The sequence below is a fragment of the Neobacillus jeddahensis genome, assembly GCF_000612625.1.
GTDB lineage: Bacteria > Bacillota > Bacilli > Bacillales > Cytobacillaceae > Neobacillus > Neobacillus jeddahensis.
This window is the reverse complement of sequence record NZ_CCAS010000020.1, coordinates 22,762-40,138: the sequence shown is the minus strand read 5'-3', so window position 1 is coordinate 40,138 and position 17,377 is coordinate 22,762. Positions and strand designations below refer to the sequence as shown.

Sequence of the window (17,377 nt, the reverse complement as noted above, 5' to 3'; positions counted from 1 at the left end):
GAAGGACATGCCAAAAGGTGTAGGTAAGGTAGTCGCACAGAACAAAAAGGCTTACCATGATTATTTTATCGAAGAAACGTACGAAGCAGGCATCGTTCTGCAGGGGACCGAAATTAAATCTATTCGTGGTGGTAAAGTAAATTTGAAGGATGCCTATGCACGAATCCAAAATGGAGAAGCTGTTCTGTTTGGAATGCACGTGAGTCCTTATGAGCAGGGAAACATTTTTAATCACGATCCATTGCGAACGCGCAAACTGTTACTTCATAAACGTGAAATTAATAAACTGCTTGGAGAAACAAAAGAAGCAGGTTATGCCCTTGTTCCGTTAAAGTTATATTTAAAAAATGGCTTTTGTAAGGTTTTAATTGGCCTAGCAAAGGGTAAAAAGAATTATGATAAGCGTGAATCGTTAAAGCAGAAAGAGGCAAAGCGTGAGATTGAAAGAGCCTTCCGTGATCGTCAGAAGATGTAATTGGAAAATATTTTACAAAAAGTTACAATTGAAAAATGTTCTGAGTGTGTTATAATAAGTTTGTCGCTGAAATAAGCGGCACAATCTTTTGCTCTTATATTCATGGAGCAATCCTAACGTCTGATGCTAGAATCTTTAAGTAGATCTCAGCTCATTTTATATGGGGACGCTACGGATTCGACAGGGGTAGTTTGAGCTTAGGTTGCGAGTCGAGGGGATCGGCCTCGTTAAAACGTCAAAGCCATAACTGGCAAAACTAACAACAACCTCGCTTTCGCAGCTTAATACTGCATAGCGGTTCCTCCCTCCATTGCCCATGTGGTAGGGTAAGGGACTCACTCTAAGTGGGCTACGACGGATTCCACCGCCTGAGGATGAAGGAAGAGAACAACCAGGCTAGCTGACCGGACGCCGGTCGATAGGCAAAAGGCTCAGCGAAACACCAATATATCGACTACACTCGTAGATGCTTAAGTGGCGATATCTTTGGACGCGGGTTCGATTAGGAATTAGTCGCCTTATGTGGTAACACATAAGTGAAAATCTGGCTTTATCGGTGAAACCTACGTCACAATTGTGATAAGGCAATGCCGAGCGGTATGTGGAGTAATCCAACAGCCGTGTATCGACTTATAGGCTGCCAGTGATGGTAGTACTAGGATGCGAAATCTCTACCCCAAAAGGTAAATATATATTTCGCATAAGACGCCAGAGGACCTGTTCACACAAAACAGGTTCAAGATATAGTCAGTGCCATGACGAAAGCATGGAAACGCACGTCCCGCCGTCTCCACCATACATAGGTGGATAACAAGACCTAGCAGAAATGCTGGTCTTTTTTTATATTTCAAAAAACATTTTTTCAAAAGCATGTTTCCTTTCAAGCAATTCTGAATTATACTTTCCGTTTCGAAGAGTCACTTTTTCATAATTCTTAAGTATCCATAGAGCACGATTTCTCTTTCTTTCTACTCGAAGATATCCTGATATCTCTTTTAATAAACACATAACGTCTTCTTTTTTCTTTATTGTAAGTGTGTAAGAATCTTTATGTTTTTCGGGATTATAATTTTTTTTACTACTAATGTTTCCACCTGTTAAAGAAAGGAGATATTCCAATAGTTCCAAATCGGTTGATGCAATCGAAATACATGGCCTCCGGTGTTCCTTTTCATGCATTCTAGTTAAGGTAATAGATCCTTCTCCATCTATTATTCCAGCAACATATGCTGCTTCCCAACATTCCATTTAAATCCCTTCCCTAAAATTATTTCTTCAATCACCGAAATGAAACATATGTTCTTATTATATTTTATGGTTTTTTTCACTTTATTACAACATGAACTAGTCGAAGATCTAAAAAACAAATCCAACAAGGAGATCAGTAAAATGGTTTATCAAGTAGACAAACAGACTCATAAAGTTGCGTTGGTTACGGGGGGAGGGGGGAATCGTGGGATTGGGAGAGAAACATCTCGTCAGCTGGCTCTACGAGGATACCATGTCCTAATCTGATGCAGAGATGCAGAAAAAGGAGTAAAAGTCGTAACAGAATTGAAAAGCAGGGCAAGATGTAGTTGATATAGGAATCAAAGTGAACGCAGTTTGCCCTGGGAGAGTTCAAACCGATATGGGAGGATCTGATGCACCTAATACAGTGGAAGAAGGAGCAGATACCGCTGTTTTTTGGTTAGAAACATTGGATGAGGATGGACCTAATGGTGGTTATTTCCGTGATCGGCAGCCTATTGCTTGGTAGACTTGAGAGAATATTTATGATTAATTAAGATGCACTAAAAGGATTAATTCTTGCCATGTACCACGAAAAATGCTAGTTTGAGTGCATAGACAAAAATCTAAACGTTTTCAATTAGGGGTTATGTAAAATGGATTCAAAACCAAATATCCAGGATGTGGCGAGACTTGCCGATGTTTCGATCGCAACCGTTTCGAGGGTGATTAACAACCAGGGTGGCGTCAGAAAGCAAACTGAGGAGAGAATTCTTAAGGCAATTGAGGAACTAGGCTACATTCGCAATGCTGCAGCAAGAACGATGAAAAGTAGAGAAACGAAAACCATAGGTGTGATCGTACCAGACATTAAGAATCCATTCTTTCCACTTGTGATGGCAGGGATTGAGCAAAAGGCGAGAGAGAAGGATTATTTCACAATCTTGAGCAGCACGAATGAGTCGCCGATTGTTGAGGAAAAAATCATTAAGAATTTCATTGAACGTGGCGTGGATGGCGTCATCATCACGACAGCCAATGAAAATGGAGGGCATCTGAAACTCTTAAAAGAACAGAATATACCAGTGGTAGCAGTTGATAGGATCATCAAAAGCTTTGATGTAGATACCGTCCTTGTCGATAACGTCAAAGGAGCCTATCAAGCAGTTCAGCACTTAATTCTCCAAGGGCATCGTAATATCGCAATTATTTGTGGTCCTCAAAATACAACACCGGGATTTGAAAGATATATTGGTTATAAAAAGGCACTTGAGGACTATAACATTCCTCTTGATGAAAGCCTTGTGGTCCAAGGGGACTTTGGGGAGCAAAGTGGTTATCTAGCAACCAAGCGATTAAGAGATTTACGTCAGCGTCCAACGGCTATTTTTTCGTCGAATAACTTGATGACCATTGGCTGTATGAAGGCATTGGAGGAGTTAAACTGGAAGCTCGGTGAGGAAGTGTCCTTTATTGGTTTTGATGATGTGGATATCGCTACTTTCTTGAATCCAAAACTGACCGTTGTGGCAAGACCGATGAATACGGTTGGTGAAATTGCCTTTATGTTTTTGTATGAACGGATTCAATTTAAAGGGGCTCTGCCGAAAAGGCAATATTCACTTCCTCCAGAACTGATTGTTAGACAGTCCTGTCGTCTTTGGGAGAAATGAGATCTGTCCATGTTTTGGACGGACTCTGGTCCTTAAGAAAAATATTTTTTGTAAACGCATTCAAAAAAATATTGCGGTATTCAGAAAATGGTGTTAATCTAATTTTACAACAAAATCTAAACGTTTACATTACTTATGTTAATAGAAAACGTAATCAAAACCTATTAAACTCATTGTTTTCACAACAAAATCTAAACGTTTACATTTTTGAGTGTTTCTAAAATTTAATTAAGGGGAAATGAAAATGACAAGTAAAAATCTGATTCAGTTGCCAGACGGCTATTTGAACCGAACTCCTATTTTTCAATTTATCCTGTTGTCGATGTTATTCCCAATGTGGGCGGTAGCTGCCAGCCTGAATGACATCCTCATTACGCAATTCAAGCATGTGTTTGAGTTAAGTGATTTTGCAAGCGCTTTAGTACAGAGTGCCTTTTACGGAGGATACTTCCTAGTAGCAATACCTGCCTCCATGGTTATCAAGAAAACAAATTATAAGATTGCTATTATTGCAGGTTTATTGTTCTATATTGTAGGATGTACATTATTCTACCCAGCGTCAGAGATGGCAACATATACAATGTTTCTATTTGCTCTTTTCTCCATTGCTATCGGTCTAGGGTTCCTTGAAACTGCTGCAAATACATACAGTTCCATGATCGGACCGCGTCAGTTTGCGACACTTCGTCTAAATATTAGTCAAACGTTTTATCCGCTCGGCTCCATTTCCGGAATCTTGCTCGGAAAATACCTTGTTTTCCAAGAAGGTGCAAGCTTAGAGTCGCAGATGGCCAATATGTCAACCGAGGAAGCGCATGCATTTGGCTTAGAAATGCTACAGCATACACTTCAACCATATAAATATATTATTTTTGTCCTGATTGGCGTTTTAATCTTATTTATTCTTACTAAATTTCCGTTTTGTAAACCAGTTTCGGAAAAAGAAAAAGCTACTGAAAAATCAGCTGGTTTACTAGAAACCTTGAAGCATTTAGCTGGAAACAAAAAATTCCGAAGCGGGATTGCAGCTCAATTTTTATATGTAGGAATGCAAACTACGGTATGGTCGTTTACGATTCGTCTCGCACTTGACCTTAATCCGGATATTAATGAGCGATTCGCATCGAACTTCATGATTTTTAGTTTTATTTGCTTCTTTGCTGGAAAGTTCGTTGCCAACTTCTTAATTACTCGTTTTACTGCGTCAAGGGTATTATTTGTATACTCCATCATCGGTACAGCTTTACTTGCTTATGTCTCACTCGTGCCGAATATGACAGCGGTATACGGCGCAGTCGCTGTAAGCATGTTGTTTGGACCATGCTGGCCAAGCATTTATGCTGAAACCCTTGGAGTTGTGAAGAACAAGAAATATACAGAGACAGCTGGGGCAATCCTTGTCATGTCCATTGTAGGTGGAGCATTCATCCCGGCTGCACAAGGATTTGTATCCGACCTATTTAATTCAATGCAGCTTTCATTCTTCGTTCCAATGGCATGCTTCATCTATATAGGTTTCTATTCTTTCGGAAAAATCAAGCAGAAAGTGGCTGTTCAAGTGGAAAAGACAGCTTAACGTAAAAATGAAATCGGAGAGGGACGACTGGACATCGGTTGTTCCCCTCGTTACTATTAGGAGATGAATGTAATGACATCAGGAATCATTGAATTGAACCGCGATTATTTTACCGAAAGTAAAAAAATCATCTTTCGAAACGATTTCGTGACCGCAAGTTTCTTTAAGTATCCATCTGGTGTAGAGGCCATTGAGCTGAACAATTCCCGCGGGAGGATGGTTGTTCTTCCCTATATGGGTCAGATGATTTGGGACTTAGAATTTGACGGTACAGACTTAAAAATGAAAAATATGTTCTCCCAGCCGAAAAAGGTGGAGAGTGTCGTTGATACATATGGCTGTTTTGCTTTTCACTCAGGTTTGATTCGCAATGGATGTCCAAGTCCTGTGGATGACCATGAACTGCATGGCGAAATGCCTTGTGCGCAAATGGATAAGGCATGGATCGAGATCACGGATGATGGCATTGTGATTTGTGGTGAAACAGAGTATGTCAAAGGTTTTGGTCATCATTATTTAGCAAGTCCGATGGTGAAAATGTTCAATCATGAAACATTTATTGAAATCAACATGAAGGTGAAGAATCTTTCAGGAGCCGAAATGCCGCTTCAATACATGTGTCATACAAACTATGCCTATGTTGACAATGCAGTGATGAAGCAGAACATTTCTTCTAGCGCATTCAAGCTAAGAGAAACAGTTCCAGCTCATGTGAAGCCAACGGAAAAATGGTTGTCGTATAATAAAGACCTCCTTAGCGTGAAAGAAGAGATTTCTTCGTTAAACAAGCCTGAGATGTATGATCCAGAGATCGTATTTTTCGCAGACGAGTTGAGTCAGTATCAAGACGAAGCAGAATTTGAAATGGTTTTACCAAGTGGAACAGTATTTTTTACCAAATTTTCCACAGCAGAATTGAACTACGCAACACGGTGGTTGCTATATAATAACGACCAGCAAGTGGGAGCCTTTGTCTTGCCTGCAACGTGCAGACCAGAAGGGTTTCTTGCAACTGAAAAATCCGGTACATTAATACTACTAGAGGCAGGAGAAGAACGGTCCTTTACAGTGGTAACGGGGAAGAAATAAGGAGGTAACAACATGGATATTGCAGTCATCGGGTCTAACATGGTAGATCTAATTTCATATATTGATAGAATGCCGAAAGAAGGGGAAACGCTTGAGGCACCAGATTTCGAAATTGGGTGTGGAGGAAAAGGGGCAAATCAAGCTGTAGCTGCCGCAAAAATGGGATCGAAGGTCATGATGGTCACTAAGGTTGGAGATGATCTTTTTGCCGATAACACAATTCGAAACTTTGAAAGTTATGGAATTGATACAGAGTTTACGAATAAGATACTAGGTTCCTCAAGTGGTGTCGCACCGATCTTTGTCGATCCAGATTCAAAAAATCGTATCCTTATCATTAAGGGGGCGAATCAGAACCTTTTACCAGAGGATGTGGACCGAGCAACAGATAAACTGAAACAATGTTCATTGATTGTCCTCCAGCTTGAGATTCCGCTTGAAACTATTTATCGAGCGGTTGAATTTGGAAACGAGCATCGGATACCTGTGATTTTAAATCCAGCACCAGCTTCAAAGGATTTGGACTTTAACTATGTTTGTAAATGTGACTTTTTCATTCCAAATGAAAGTGAACTGGAAATCTTGACTGGTATGCCAGTTGAAACGGAAGAACAAATTCAGGCTGCAGCTAAAATGTTAATTTCGAAAGGTGTAAAAGATGTCATTGTCACGATGGGTAGCAGAGGAGCTATGTGGGTGAGCGAAAACGAAGTTCATGTAGTTGCCTCACAAAAGGTGAATGCGATCGATACAACAGGTGCTGGGGATGCGTTTATCGGATGCTTTGCCCACTATTTTGTACAAAATGGGGATATTCTTGATGCTATCAGGAAGGCAACATTTTTTGCTGCATTAAGCGTTACAAAGCGTGGAACTCAAGCTTCGTATCCAAGTGCGGAAGAGTTAGAGGAGTTTATGAAGGAAAGAGTTTAATAAAGTTCAGAAATGGCAAGGGTATTTGGGAATAATAGCATTCCCAAATGCCTTTTTTTGTCTATTAAATTGCTTAAAATTAACATATCTGAAATAATAAATTGAACTTAATTATTATCATTGTAAGGAGATCAGTCATATGTCAAAAAAAGCTACGAATCGTAAAATGGTAACGATTGCGATGCTGGTAGCCATTCTACTTGTTGCCATTGATGTCACAGTAGTTAGCACCGCTATGCCGCAGATTGTTGGTGACCTTAACGGTTTAAAATTAATTAGCTGGGTATTCGCCATTTATACCTTAACTACGGCTGTCACAACACCTATTTACGGGAAATTATCCGATTTATTTGGACGGAAGAAGATTTTTATGACTGGAGTCATTTTGTTTGTTGCCGGGTCAATGCTTTCTGGCGCAGCACAGACGATGACTCAATTAATCTGGTTCCGTGCCTTTCAAGGAATTGGTGCTGGAGCGGTGATGCCATTAACGTTTACGATTATTGGTGATATCTATCCTGGAGAACAACGGGCAAAAATGCAAGGAGTGTTTAGTTCGGTTTGGGGAATTGCCGGTCTGCTTGGTCCATTGGTAGGCGGATTCTTTGTGGATCAAATTAGCTGGCGTTGGATTTTCTATATTAACTTGCCGGTTGGTATTGTCTCCCTTTTGTTAATCACAGTTTTCTTCCACGAATCAGTTGAATTGAAAAAGAGTCGTAACATCGATTACCTTGGAGCGATTACCTTTACGATTGGGATCTCAACTCTCTTATACGCACTTCTAAATGCAGGTCCAGGACAAAAGTATGCATGGAATTCAACAACCATCTATGTATTGTTTGCTGTTGCCATCATCTTTATTGTGCTCTTTGGCTATATTGAAACCAAAGTGCAGGAACCAATGCTTCCTCCGTCCTTATTCCGAATCCCAGTGATTCTTGTTTCGAATCTCATTGGTTTTCTTTCAAGTGCAGTACTAATAGGGGTGAATGTCTATTTGCCTATGTGGATCCAAACGATTCTTGGGCACAGTGCAACAAGCTCTGGCCTTACCCTCATGCCAATGTCGATTGCCTGGCCATTAGGGGCAACATTTGCCGGACGTTATATGTATAAAATAGGTTCTAAGCTAACTGCCGTCATAGGTGCTGTTTTTATTGCACTTGGAAGCACCTGGTTATTGGCTTTAGAGCTTGACTCTCCGTATTGGTATTTTGTCGGTATTATGATTGTCATTGGTCTTGGGATGGGATACGCCACCACGCCAACTACAGTACTTGTCCAATCGGCAGTCGGCTGGCAAATGCGCGGGGCAGCAACGGCATCGAACACCTTCACTCGGTCAATTGGCCAAACGGTAGGGGTTGCCGTCTTTGGAACTATTTTTAATAACTCTCTTATTGACTATGGAAAAGAACATTTCACTGGAGCATTGACCAAAGACCGCGATATTAATAATATCCTAGGCTCAGATACGATCAATACGCTGCCTGAAAGTGTTGTAGAACTGATTCATAAAGCACTTGCCCATGGGTTACATCTCGTGTTTATTCTTGTGTTTATCATAGGGATCGCAACCCTTATCGTTACTTTCTTCCTTCCTTCGCATCAGAAGGTATTGGAGCATCAAAAGCAGGTACAGCAGTAAAAATAGAGCCGCCAATCATGGCGGCTCTATTTATTATTCACTTACTAAGTCCCGTTTTTTGTAACCGATGAAGCCTATAACGATCAGTAAGAGAGCGATCAATTTGATCAGGATAATGGCTCCCCATTTCCATTCTTCAACCGGAACTTTTGGAATATAGCTAAAGACATCTAGTTTCGTTACGAATTCTGGAATATCCATCATTTGACCAAAATAACTAATAAAGAAAGCAAAGATGAGGTATCCCCAAATGACCACCGTAAAACGAGGCAGCCAACCAATTAGTACAGCTAAAATACCGATAAAGAAGAAAATAGCAGGCAACCAAATGATCCCAGACTTACTAACTTCCCATAAACTTAATGGTGTGTCCATGACACTTCGTTGAGCTAGATAGAGCCCTAATATGGCTGCAAATTGCCCGATCACTCCTAAGAGGAAAGTCATAATTACATGGTACCAGTAGAATTTTGCCCGACTTATTTTAGTGGCATAAAGCTGATCCCAACGACCTTTCTTTTCTTCATTCATGAGCTTCATGAGACTTCCTATAATAAAAATAGTTGTTAATAACGATAAAATGACGAAGAGAACGCTCATAAATTGTTCTTGTATGGTGTAATTGGCATTATGGAGGAACATTTGTTTCATGATCTCGTTATCGCTAACAAAATCATCCATATCCCCGAAAATGGATCCATACATAGCCCCTGCAATAAAGAGGGAGAAGAGCCAGCTAATTATAAATGTTTTTTGCAGTCGTAATACTAGCCCAGGAAGGCTTAACAGACGTTCTTTTGCATGATCACGTCCAGACCGTTCTGGCAGATATCCAGCTCCCATATCTCGAGCCTGCTCCAACATATAGGAAATTACTAGGAAAACAATACTGACAACAAAGGCAATAACGATTGGAAACCAGTCATCACTAACGTAAACATTGACAAGATAGCTCCATCCGAGTGGGTTGAACCAAGAAGCATCCGGTGCGCTCATATCGGTTCCCATTCGAAGAATGTAAAAAAAGCCAATTGTCAAGAAGCTAAGTCCTCTTGCACCACCTGCTCCAGCAGCTAATTGGACGAATATGAGGGCAATCATAGCCCATAAGAAGCCTTGTGCCCCCAGTGAAGCGGAGTATAATAAATTACTAGAAAAAGAAAGTCCAGGTATATTTTGAACCTGTAGCAAGATGGTCGAAAAGGCAATGATCACTACATGTAAGAGGAACATTTCCAGCACGATTGCAGTTGTGTTAGCCAACCGACCAACTTGAAAGGAACGGATGAGCTCGGTTATTCCATCATCCTCTTCTTTTCTTGTCCGACTGATGACATGCATGATCGATACAATGGCAAAAACGAGTGCCGTAAACAAGATCATTTCCTGTGCGTACATAGCCCCAATCGAGTACGTTTTGGCAGTAGCTAAGGTTGGTCCGAGCATGGCAATCATCGCTGGATTCTTCATGGTTTCATACATAGTTACTAAACCAGCAGGATCTTTTCCGTACATTTCATACAGTGACTTGGCAAAGCCGCCTGCGAAAAGACTTAAGGCCACAGTCCAAATAAGAAGCTTTAACCAATCTCTACGTAATGTATGAAGGAAAATCATCCCAGTTTGATTAAATCGATTTTTCATCCTTCTCACCTACTTCCCCGTGTAATGGCGCATAAATAAGGCTTCAAGAGTCGGTGGAACACTCGCTAGCTTTACTACATGGTACGGCACGATGGCTTCTAGAATCGCATCAATTCGATCACTATCGGCTTGGAATACGGCTTGGTTGCCATTGATTACTAAGTCGTGCACACCACTCACTTGTTTTAATCCAACTGGATTCTCTTTCGTTGTAATCCTGTATTGATAACGAGTTAAATGTCTTAATTCTTCTAGCGTTCCAGTTTCAATTACTTCACCTTGACGAATAATCGCTACACGGTCACACAAGCGTTCTACCTCACTTAATATGTGGCTAGAGAGAAGGATCGACTTCCCTTGACCTTTTAATTTTTCCACTTCCTCTTGAAATACAGCTTCCATCAGAGGATCAAGACCACTCGTTGGTTCATCAAAAATATAAAGTTCTGCGTTACTGGCAAGCGCAGCAATAAGAGCCACTTTTTGACGATTTCCCTTTGAATAAGTGCGTGCTTTTTTCTTTGGATCGAGTTGGAATTTTTGAATTAATTCATCGCGTCGCCCGTTGTTCTTGGTTCCTTGCAGACGCATAAATAGATCAATAATTTCACCACCTGTTAAATTGGGCCAAAGATTTACATCGCCCGGAACATAGGCTAGCTGCTTATGGATTTCAATAGAATCTTTCCAGACATCCTTCCCAAAGATCTTAGCTGTTCCTCCGCTAGATTTGATAATGCCAAGCAGGATTCGGATGGTCGTTGATTTTCCTGCCCCATTTGGTCCGATAAAACCTAGCACTTCACCACTGTTTAATTCCATCGTTACATTCTTTAAGGCAGGGGTAGATTTATAATTTTTTTGTAGCCCCTTTATTTCGGCGATAATCATTCGTCTCATCTCCTATTCTATGAGAATCATTTTTTTACTAAAAGCACTTTTATAGTTCATAATATACGCCTTTGTTTTTTGGAAATCAAATTATTTTTAACCAGAATATTTGAATTGGTTCAAAAAATAAAATACTATATATATGTAGAAAGTAATGGAAAAGAGGAAAAAAAAGTGGTGATAAGATGACAAAAAAAAGTGGCTTTGACCTAAGACGTGAGAAGAAAATGAAAAATATTGAAGATGCCACACTTGAATTGCTGAATGAAAAGGACATTTCCAATATAACCATGGACGAGATTGCCAAAAGTGCTGGGGTTAGTAAAGTTACATTATTTAATTATTACAATTCAAAAGATAAATTAATAAATACCACGATTCAAAATTCATTTGCCTCTATCATAGATGAATATGAACGTTTGATTGAAAGTGAGTTACCATTTGAGCAAACCTATATAGAACTTTCGCAATATAAAATGAGAAAAATTCAGAGTATGACATCGATGTTTTTTCATAATGTGATGCAGCAATATGCAAGTGATGAGACTTTTTTTGATAAGGACGCTCAAGAAATGAGTGATCGATTAATTTTAAGAATGTTTCGAAAAGGTCGTAAAGAGGGGAAAATTAACCCCGCCTATTCTGATGAGGTTTTACTAACGTTGATGCATATTTACACGGAGGGAATGAAGAGTCAGGCATATAATAGTGATAATCTGATAAAATATGGCGATCAAATCACGCAAATGTTTTTGAATGGTTTGCGTTAAATGAAACAACAAAAATAAGTTCAACATGAAGCCTTTTTGAACTAGCGGATACACGATTTTAAAGTTGAAAAGAACTGCACGATTTTTTTGCTTGTAGTACGACCACAGAAGTTTAATTGAGCAAAGAATAGAAGACATTGGGTTTATAGAATAACTATAACCAAATGTCTTTTTATTTTCATGTAGTAAAGGAGGGTTTAGAGCTTAATAGCTTAAAGTACTATAACGACAAAAATTCGAGGTATCCAAAGGATGCCTCGAATTTGATTTTCTCAGCTCCCTTTGGATACCTTAAACTAATAATCCTGATAAAGAATAGAAGTAGTAGTTAACCGGAAAAATAACGTAACAAGCTTTTTGACTTAAGTACAATCTAACGCTAGTTATTCTGATATTATCCGGAAAAAGCAATTACTATGGACAGGAGAAAATAGTGGAATTTATTATTGGTTATCTATCGGAATTTGTATTTTGGTATCCATTAGTTATGTCGTTGTTTTGGATAACTGGTTCTAGTTTATTCTTTAAATATCGTGAAAAGGAATGGGACATTGATTTTGATCAAATTGACTGGCCATTAATAAGCATTTTAGTTCCATGCTTCAATGAGGAAGAAACGATTGGAGAAACGATTAAGTATTTGGCCAATATTTCTTATCCGAAAAAAGAAATCATCGTTGTGAATGATGGGAGTAGTGATAATACCTCGGAAATTCTTCGGAAACTGGTGACGCTGTACAAAGAACTTACATTTATTGATTGTAAAGAAAACCGGGGAAAGGCGAATGCCTTACACATTGCCTGTCATGCATCCAATGCCGAATTTCTGGTCTGTGTGGATTCTGATGCCATTTTAGATACCCATGCAGCCCATTACCTTATCTACCACTTTCTTCATAAGGGAGAAAGGTTAGGAGCAGTGACGGGAAACCCAAGAATACGGAATCGGGATACATTAATAAGTCGTTTACAGATTGTTGAATATGCATCCATTATAGGTGCTATCAAAAGAACACAAAGAATTGTGGGCAAAATTATGACCGTTTCGGGCGTTGTTGTTGCATTTCGAAAAAAGGCACTCGTCGATGTTGGGTTATGGGACCGCGATATGATTACAGAAGACATATCCGTTTCTTGGAAATTACAGCAACGTTTTTGGGATATTCGCTATGAGCCACGGGCATTGTGCTGGATGCTGGTTCCTGAAACAATAAGAGGGATTTGGAAACAAAGAATTCGTTGGGCCCAGGGTGGACAAGAAGTTATGATCAAGTATTGGCGAATTTTAGGGGACTGGAGGCAAAGAAGAATTTGGCCTGTCTATCTGGAACAATGGATTAGTTTGATTTGGTCTTTTTCATGGGTATTGATAACATTCTATTATTTAGTTTCTGCTTCTACGATTCAACAGCTTTTTATATGGGTAACTTTTTCATCTTTTGCCCTTGTGTTTATGAGTCTTATCCAACTCTGGATTTCGCTAAAAGTAGACTCCATGTATGACAATATTAAAATGTACTATTTATGGGCAGCCTGGTACCCCGTCATATACTGGATTCTTAATGCGTTTATTGTCATCTTTGCTTTGCCAAAAGCGATTAAATCCAGAGTAAAGGGTGGTTATGCTACGTGGTCAAGTCCAGACAGAGGGAATCGGAAAATGGAATAATTGTTCGCACAAAGATCAATTGGTTAAGGGAAATAATCATCTCAATTTTTTCTATTTTTGTCTGGTTTTATTGCATCATGGTCGTTCTTTTTTTTATTAGTGCCCTATTTGATTATACGGATCCCTATATAAGTCTAATCAAGACTGCTTTTAAGATGACCAACAGTGACATTCGTTCTTTTATGTTAGTGATTTTCTGGTTGTGGTTATTTTTCTTTGTTGGACTATGGAGTTGGAAAAATTACAATCTAAAAAGGTTTGGCTCATTAAATAGAAGATCACAGCCGCATGATACGACAATCGAAGACTTATTGAGCCTTGAACTTATGACTGAAGAAGACTTTCATTTATTACACCAATCTAGGCTAGTAGTTTTTGAAAAAAACCCAATAAAAGATATAAGAAAATAGGTGGGGGTTTTGAAGAATTTTATTTATGGTGTTTCTCTAGTTTTAATTGTAATTGGATGTCGGCACTATTTCCATGATCCTACGGATTCTTCGGAATTAGCGATGAGTTTTCCAGAAAAACTAAATACAGATGGATGTCTCGGTTTAACCTACCATCGTATCCGCAAGGACAATCTTTTTAATAAAACAATTGAATTCTTAACAGGTACTGATGAATTAACCATGTATAATGTGTATGAGGATGATTTTAGGAACCAAATAAAAATGTTAAAGAAAAAGGGAGCTGTATTTCTAACCCCTACTGAAATCAGACAAGCTCAGGTTAATGGGATATTTCCAGAAAAATGTGTTTGGGTTTCTTTTGATGATATTGATATTTCTGTGTATCAACAGGCATTTCCGATATTGAAAGAATACAATATACCTTTTACTATCTTTGTTATTGCAGGACATGTTGGAAAGGATTTTGACAATTTAAAGCTTTCTTCTTGGGATCAACTTCAAGAGATGGTTGATAGTGAATTAGTAACGGTGGGATCACATACTTTCGATATGCATAAACTTGTCGGAGATGAACCAATCTTTTTTAAGAAAACAAATCTCCAAGCATTTGAGAAAGATCTTCTGCTTAGTAAAAAAACGATTGAGGGCCATTTAGGAGTGACCGTAGCTGATTTTGCTTACCCATATGGGAATGGAAGAGAGGATTTAGCAGCTGTGATTCAGCGATGTGGATTTAAAAGTGCGTACATTCTTGCACCTAGGTCGATAACCGCTGATAACGATAGATATTGGATGAACCGGATCCTTGTAAATGATGAGGTTTTTGAGGAAATCGTTACTGGATGGATTGCTTAATTCACATTCTAATGAAAAAACCACTTTGAATTTAACCATTCAAAGTGGTTTTTTCTTGGCCATAGGAAAGTATAACTTTCCAATCAGGAATATGTTCACTAAAGAGTGCAATTTGCTGCAGCAGGCAAATACAATTGTTTGATAATGTAGAAACTACCGATACTAAAATTCGTAATGAATGGGACTATTAGTGATTAACATCATATACATTTTTTTGTTTTTCTCCTACCATTTAATGAACATCTTAAGGGAGGGAGAAATATGGAAATGGGTGGGGATGGAGTAAGCCATATGTTATCTGGTGTTATGTGGAAAACAGTCTCTGAAGCATGTAATCTAGCATGTGATTATTGCTATTACAGCAGATGTAATGGAAAACCAGACAAAATAGCCCAAATAGGAGATCAGGTCCTTGAAAAATTCATTCGTGAATATATGGTAATCAAAAAAGGGTTTGTTCCCTTCGCATGGCAGGGCGGGGAACCGTTATTGGCGGGGATCGACTTTTTTAACAAAGCTGTTCAATTGCAAGCAAGATATGCCCCCAAAAATACAATCATCAGCAACGTAATTCAAACGAACGGTACATTAATCAATAAAGAATGGGCCCAATTTTTTAAGAGATATAAATTCCTAGTAGGCATTAGCTTAGACGGACCCGAGGAAATAAATGATGCTAGAAGAGTGACTGGATCTGGTAAAGGCAGCTTTACGTCTATTATGAAGGGAATTCAATGTTTAAGAGATGCTCATGTAGATTTAAATATATTAACTGTTTTACACGAGAATAATATTGATAGAGCGAAAGAATTAATGGAATTTTATAAAGCAGAGGGCTTCAGCTATATTCAATTTATTCCATGTATGGATTTTCAATCACAGAAACCAGGTCAGCCTGGAAAATATCTGATTACACCACAGCAATATGGAGATTTTTTATGTGAAGTGTTTGATATATGGTATAACGAGGAACAACCTGAACTCTCTATTCGATTTTTTGACAATATGCTGGCTGTTTATCTCCATCAATCAGCTGAGGAATGCATTCATCAAAAAAACTGTCCGAAAACCATTGTCTTTGAACAAAATGGGGATGCCTATCCGTGTGACTTTTATATTAATGATGAATATAAATTAGGAAATTTAGTGGAGGATTCGTTAGAAAGTATTATTAACAATGAACGAATGGAACTGTTCTTAATGAAAAAGCCTTCTCTCTCAGATCCATGTAAGTCCTGTGAATTTCTCCATTTATGTCATGGAGGATGCCCAAGAAATCGAACAGGCGAAAATAATGGGATAGAGATGGAATATTTTTGTAAGAGTTACAAACAGGTCTATCGTTATTCACATGAAAGAATGATGAAACTAGCTTCTACTATAAAAAGACAAAGAATCATTCAATTAAAAGTGGCAGGTAATCCCTTACCAGGGCGGAATGATCTTTGTGTATGTGGAAGTGGGAAAAAATATAAGAAATGCTGTGAACCACTTCTAAATGAAATCGAGAAGAAATTTGTTGAAGTGACATAGCATTACTTGTAAACCAATGAAGAGGGCCACGATTATGATAAATCCTGGCCCTTTCACATATTAAGCAAAATTGAAGTTGGACTTTTATTAATATAATGTTTTGGTGAGACCCCGAAGTGATTTTTAAACGCTTTTGAAAAGGAATAGAGGTCAGAGTAGCCTAATGTAAATGCGATTTCTGTAATATTAAATCGCTTTTCTTCTATCATTTTTGCAGCTTGCTTCATTTTACAAGCAATTATAAACTTCTTTGGGCTATATCCGAGTTGGCTGGAAAATTGACTCGTTAAATAGGATCTGTGCATTCCGACATACTTCGCAACATCTTCCACTGTAATTCCTTCTCCGTAATGCGTTTCCATAAACTCAATGCTTTTTCTTAACCAGCTTCCATCATTCTGTTCTGGTTGATGGCTTACCTTCGAGTTTTTAATAAGCTTAGAGAATAGTTCATATATTTTGCTTAAACGGTTGAGTTCTGTGACCTCACTGGTAAGGGAGATAAATTCCACAAGCATTTTTCTCACTTCTTCATCAATGACCTTTGAAGCTACAGGAGCGAAAGGTGTCACTCCCATGTTTTGAAGAATGGACTTTGATTGTTTTCCTTCAAAGGCAAGCCAAACCATTTGCAATGGTTTTTCCTCCAAGGTTTTATATGTATGGGTTTGATTGGGGAATAAGCAAAAGAAATCACCAGGGGTGATGGAAATGTTATTCTGCTCAAACATAAATAGGCCTTCTCCCTCTAAAACGAAATGGATACTAAAGTAGGGAATCATTCGCGGTCCTATTTTGTAGTGGGGCTTGGCTAGATTTCTTCCTGCCCGAATTGGCCACAATCCACCAGCCTTTTCAATTGGAGTGGGGGTATGAAACCAATGGTAGGCATATTCGTGAGTAAACTCCTGCATTTTCCAACCTCCTTCTTAATCTAACAAAATAACAAGTAAACTTTTAACATTATAACATTAA

16 protein-coding genes and 1 other RNA gene are annotated in these 17,377 nt (G+C 38.7%); 13 read left to right on the top strand and 4 right to left on the bottom strand.

The features are described 5' to 3' along the window. Window positions 1–7: 7 nt before the first annotated feature. Both smpB and ssrA read left to right on the top strand, forming a co-directional pair. Window positions 8–475, top strand: coding sequence for an SsrA-binding protein SmpB (gene smpB / locus TY15_RS11190; RefSeq protein WP_040204113.1), 468 nt, complete (start codon window positions 8–10; stop codon window positions 473–475). A 170-nt stretch (window positions 476–645) separates the two neighbouring features. Further along, window positions 646–980, top strand: a transfer-messenger RNA (tmRNA) gene (ssrA, locus tag TY15_RS23625). A 335-nt stretch (window positions 981–1,315) separates the two neighbouring features. On the opposite strand, the gene TY15_RS11185 is transcribed toward ssrA, so the two are convergent. Continuing rightward, window positions 1,316–1,723: an LAGLIDADG family homing endonuclease gene (locus TY15_RS11185; protein ID WP_040204112.1), complete on the bottom strand. Its 408-nt coding sequence runs from the start codon at window positions 1,721–1,723 to the stop codon at window positions 1,316–1,318. Window positions 1,724–1,864: 141 nt separating this feature from the next. Between TY15_RS11185 and TY15_RS25155 the strand changes: the two genes are divergently transcribed. The 7 genes from TY15_RS25155 to TY15_RS11160 all read left to right on the top strand — a co-directional run bounded on the left by TY15_RS25155 (window position 1,865) and on the right by TY15_RS11160 (window position 8,627). Next, window positions 1,865–1,990: a hypothetical protein gene (locus TY15_RS25155; RefSeq protein ID WP_257000213.1), complete on the top strand. Its 126-nt coding sequence runs from the start codon at window positions 1,865–1,867 to the stop codon at window positions 1,988–1,990. Window positions 1,991–2,105: 115 nt separating this feature from the next. Next, the gene (locus tag TY15_RS25150) at window positions 2,106–2,234 is read left to right on the top strand and encodes a hypothetical protein (RefSeq protein ID WP_257000212.1); all 129 of its coding nucleotides are present in this window, start codon (window positions 2,106–2,108) and stop codon (window positions 2,232–2,234) included. Window positions 2,235–2,361: 127 nt separating this feature from the next. Further along, window positions 2,362–3,378, top strand: a complete 1,017-nt coding sequence (locus tag TY15_RS11180) for a LacI family DNA-binding transcriptional regulator (protein ID WP_040204111.1) — start codon at window positions 2,362–2,364, stop codon at window positions 3,376–3,378. A 244-nt stretch (window positions 3,379–3,622) separates the two neighbouring features. Next, entirely contained in the window at window positions 3,623–4,954 is a 1,332-nt protein-coding gene (fucP, locus tag TY15_RS11175; protein WP_040204110.1) for an L-fucose:H+ symporter permease, read from the top strand. 72 nt (window positions 4,955–5,026) lie between these two features. Next, window positions 5,027–6,043, top strand: coding sequence for an aldose 1-epimerase family protein (locus TY15_RS11170; protein WP_040204108.1), 1,017 nt, complete (start codon window positions 5,027–5,029; stop codon window positions 6,041–6,043). A gap of 12 nt (window positions 6,044–6,055) precedes the next feature. Further along, window positions 6,056–6,976 (top strand): ribokinase, encoded by a 921-nt coding sequence (gene rbsK / locus TY15_RS11165; protein ID WP_040204107.1) that lies wholly within the window; start codon window positions 6,056–6,058, stop codon window positions 6,974–6,976. 139 nt (window positions 6,977–7,115) lie between these two features. Then, window positions 7,116–8,627 carry an MDR family MFS transporter gene (locus TY15_RS11160; RefSeq protein WP_040204106.1) on the top strand — a complete coding sequence of 504 codons (1,512 nt, stop codon included), beginning with the start codon at window positions 7,116–7,118 and terminating at the stop codon, window positions 8,625–8,627. 33 nt (window positions 8,628–8,660) lie between these two features. Here the strand turns inward: TY15_RS11160 and TY15_RS11155 are convergent, their stop codons facing one another. After that, window positions 8,661–10,271 carry an ABC transporter permease gene (locus TY15_RS11155; RefSeq protein ID WP_040204105.1) on the bottom strand — a complete coding sequence of 537 codons (1,611 nt, stop codon included), beginning with the start codon at window positions 10,269–10,271 and terminating at the stop codon, window positions 8,661–8,663. Window positions 10,272–10,280: 9 nt separating this feature from the next. Beyond that, the gene (locus TY15_RS11150; RefSeq protein ID WP_244440915.1) at window positions 10,281–11,162 is read right to left on the bottom strand and encodes an ABC transporter ATP-binding protein; all 882 of its coding nucleotides are present in this window, start codon (window positions 11,160–11,162) and stop codon (window positions 10,281–10,283) included. A 185-nt stretch (window positions 11,163–11,347) separates the two neighbouring features. Here TY15_RS11150 and TY15_RS11145 point away from each other — a divergent pair, with 185 nt between their 5' ends. The 4 genes from TY15_RS11145 (at window position 11,348) to TY15_RS11125 (ending at window position 16,402) form a co-directional block, all read left to right on the top strand. Further along, window positions 11,348–11,932 (top strand): TetR/AcrR family transcriptional regulator, encoded by a 585-nt coding sequence (locus TY15_RS11145; RefSeq protein ID WP_040204102.1) that lies wholly within the window; start codon window positions 11,348–11,350, stop codon window positions 11,930–11,932. Between the two features lie 433 nt (window positions 11,933–12,365). Continuing rightward, window positions 12,366–13,601, top strand: coding sequence for a poly-beta-1,6-N-acetyl-D-glucosamine synthase (gene pgaC / locus TY15_RS11140; RefSeq protein WP_040204101.1), 1,236 nt, complete (start codon window positions 12,366–12,368; stop codon window positions 13,599–13,601). Window positions 13,602–14,020: 419 nt separating this feature from the next. After that, entirely contained in the window at window positions 14,021–14,869 is an 849-nt protein-coding gene (locus TY15_RS11130; RefSeq protein ID WP_040204098.1) for a polysaccharide deacetylase family protein, read from the top strand. 261 nt (window positions 14,870–15,130) lie between these two features. Continuing rightward, window positions 15,131–16,402, top strand: coding sequence for an anaerobic sulfatase maturase (locus TY15_RS11125; protein WP_042374441.1), 1,272 nt, complete (start codon window positions 15,131–15,133; stop codon window positions 16,400–16,402). Window positions 16,403–16,455: 53 nt separating this feature from the next. Here TY15_RS11125 and TY15_RS11120 read toward each other — a convergent pair whose 3' ends face one another. Further along, on the bottom strand, window positions 16,456–17,316 hold the full coding sequence (locus TY15_RS11120) for an AraC family transcriptional regulator (protein WP_042374439.1): 861 nt from the start codon (window positions 17,314–17,316) through the stop codon (window positions 16,456–16,458). Window positions 17,317–17,377 lie beyond the last annotated feature (61 nt).

Bases quoted from the DNA above. Each gene is read 5' to 3' on its own strand.
- rbsK (WP_040204107.1), top strand. From the start codon at position 6,056: ATGGATATTGCAGTCATCGGGTCTAACATGGTAGATCTAATTTCATAT.
- TY15_RS25155 (WP_257000213.1), top strand. From the start codon at position 1,865: ATGGTTTATCAAGTAGACAAACAGACTCATAAAGTTGCGTTGGTTACG.
- TY15_RS11150 (WP_244440915.1), bottom strand. From the start codon at position 11,162: ATGATTATCGCCGAAATAAAGGGGCTACAAAAAAATTATAAATCTACC.
- TY15_RS11185 (WP_040204112.1), bottom strand. From the start codon at position 1,723: ATGGAATGTTGGGAAGCAGCATATGTTGCTGGAATAATAGATGGAGAA.
- smpB (WP_040204113.1), top strand. From the start codon at position 8: ATGCCAAAAGGTGTAGGTAAGGTAGTCGCACAGAACAAAAAGGCTTAC.
- TY15_RS11145 (WP_040204102.1), top strand. From the start codon at position 11,348: ATGACAAAAAAAAGTGGCTTTGACCTAAGACGTGAGAAGAAAATGAAA.
- TY15_RS11180 (WP_040204111.1), top strand. From the start codon at position 2,362: ATGGATTCAAAACCAAATATCCAGGATGTGGCGAGACTTGCCGATGTT.
- TY15_RS11120 (WP_042374439.1), bottom strand. From the start codon at position 17,316: ATGCAGGAGTTTACTCACGAATATGCCTACCATTGGTTTCATACCCCC.
- TY15_RS11125 (WP_042374441.1), top strand. From the start codon at position 15,131: ATGGAAATGGGTGGGGATGGAGTAAGCCATATGTTATCTGGTGTTATG.
- TY15_RS11155 (WP_040204105.1), bottom strand. From the start codon at position 10,271: ATGAAAAATCGATTTAATCAAACTGGGATGATTTTCCTTCATACATTA.
- TY15_RS11160 (WP_040204106.1), top strand. From the start codon at position 7,116: ATGTCAAAAAAAGCTACGAATCGTAAAATGGTAACGATTGCGATGCTG.
- TY15_RS11170 (WP_040204108.1), top strand. From the start codon at position 5,027: ATGACATCAGGAATCATTGAATTGAACCGCGATTATTTTACCGAAAGT.
- fucP (WP_040204110.1), top strand. From the start codon at position 3,623: ATGACAAGTAAAAATCTGATTCAGTTGCCAGACGGCTATTTGAACCGA.
- TY15_RS25150 (WP_257000212.1), top strand. From the start codon at position 2,106: ATGGGAGGATCTGATGCACCTAATACAGTGGAAGAAGGAGCAGATACC.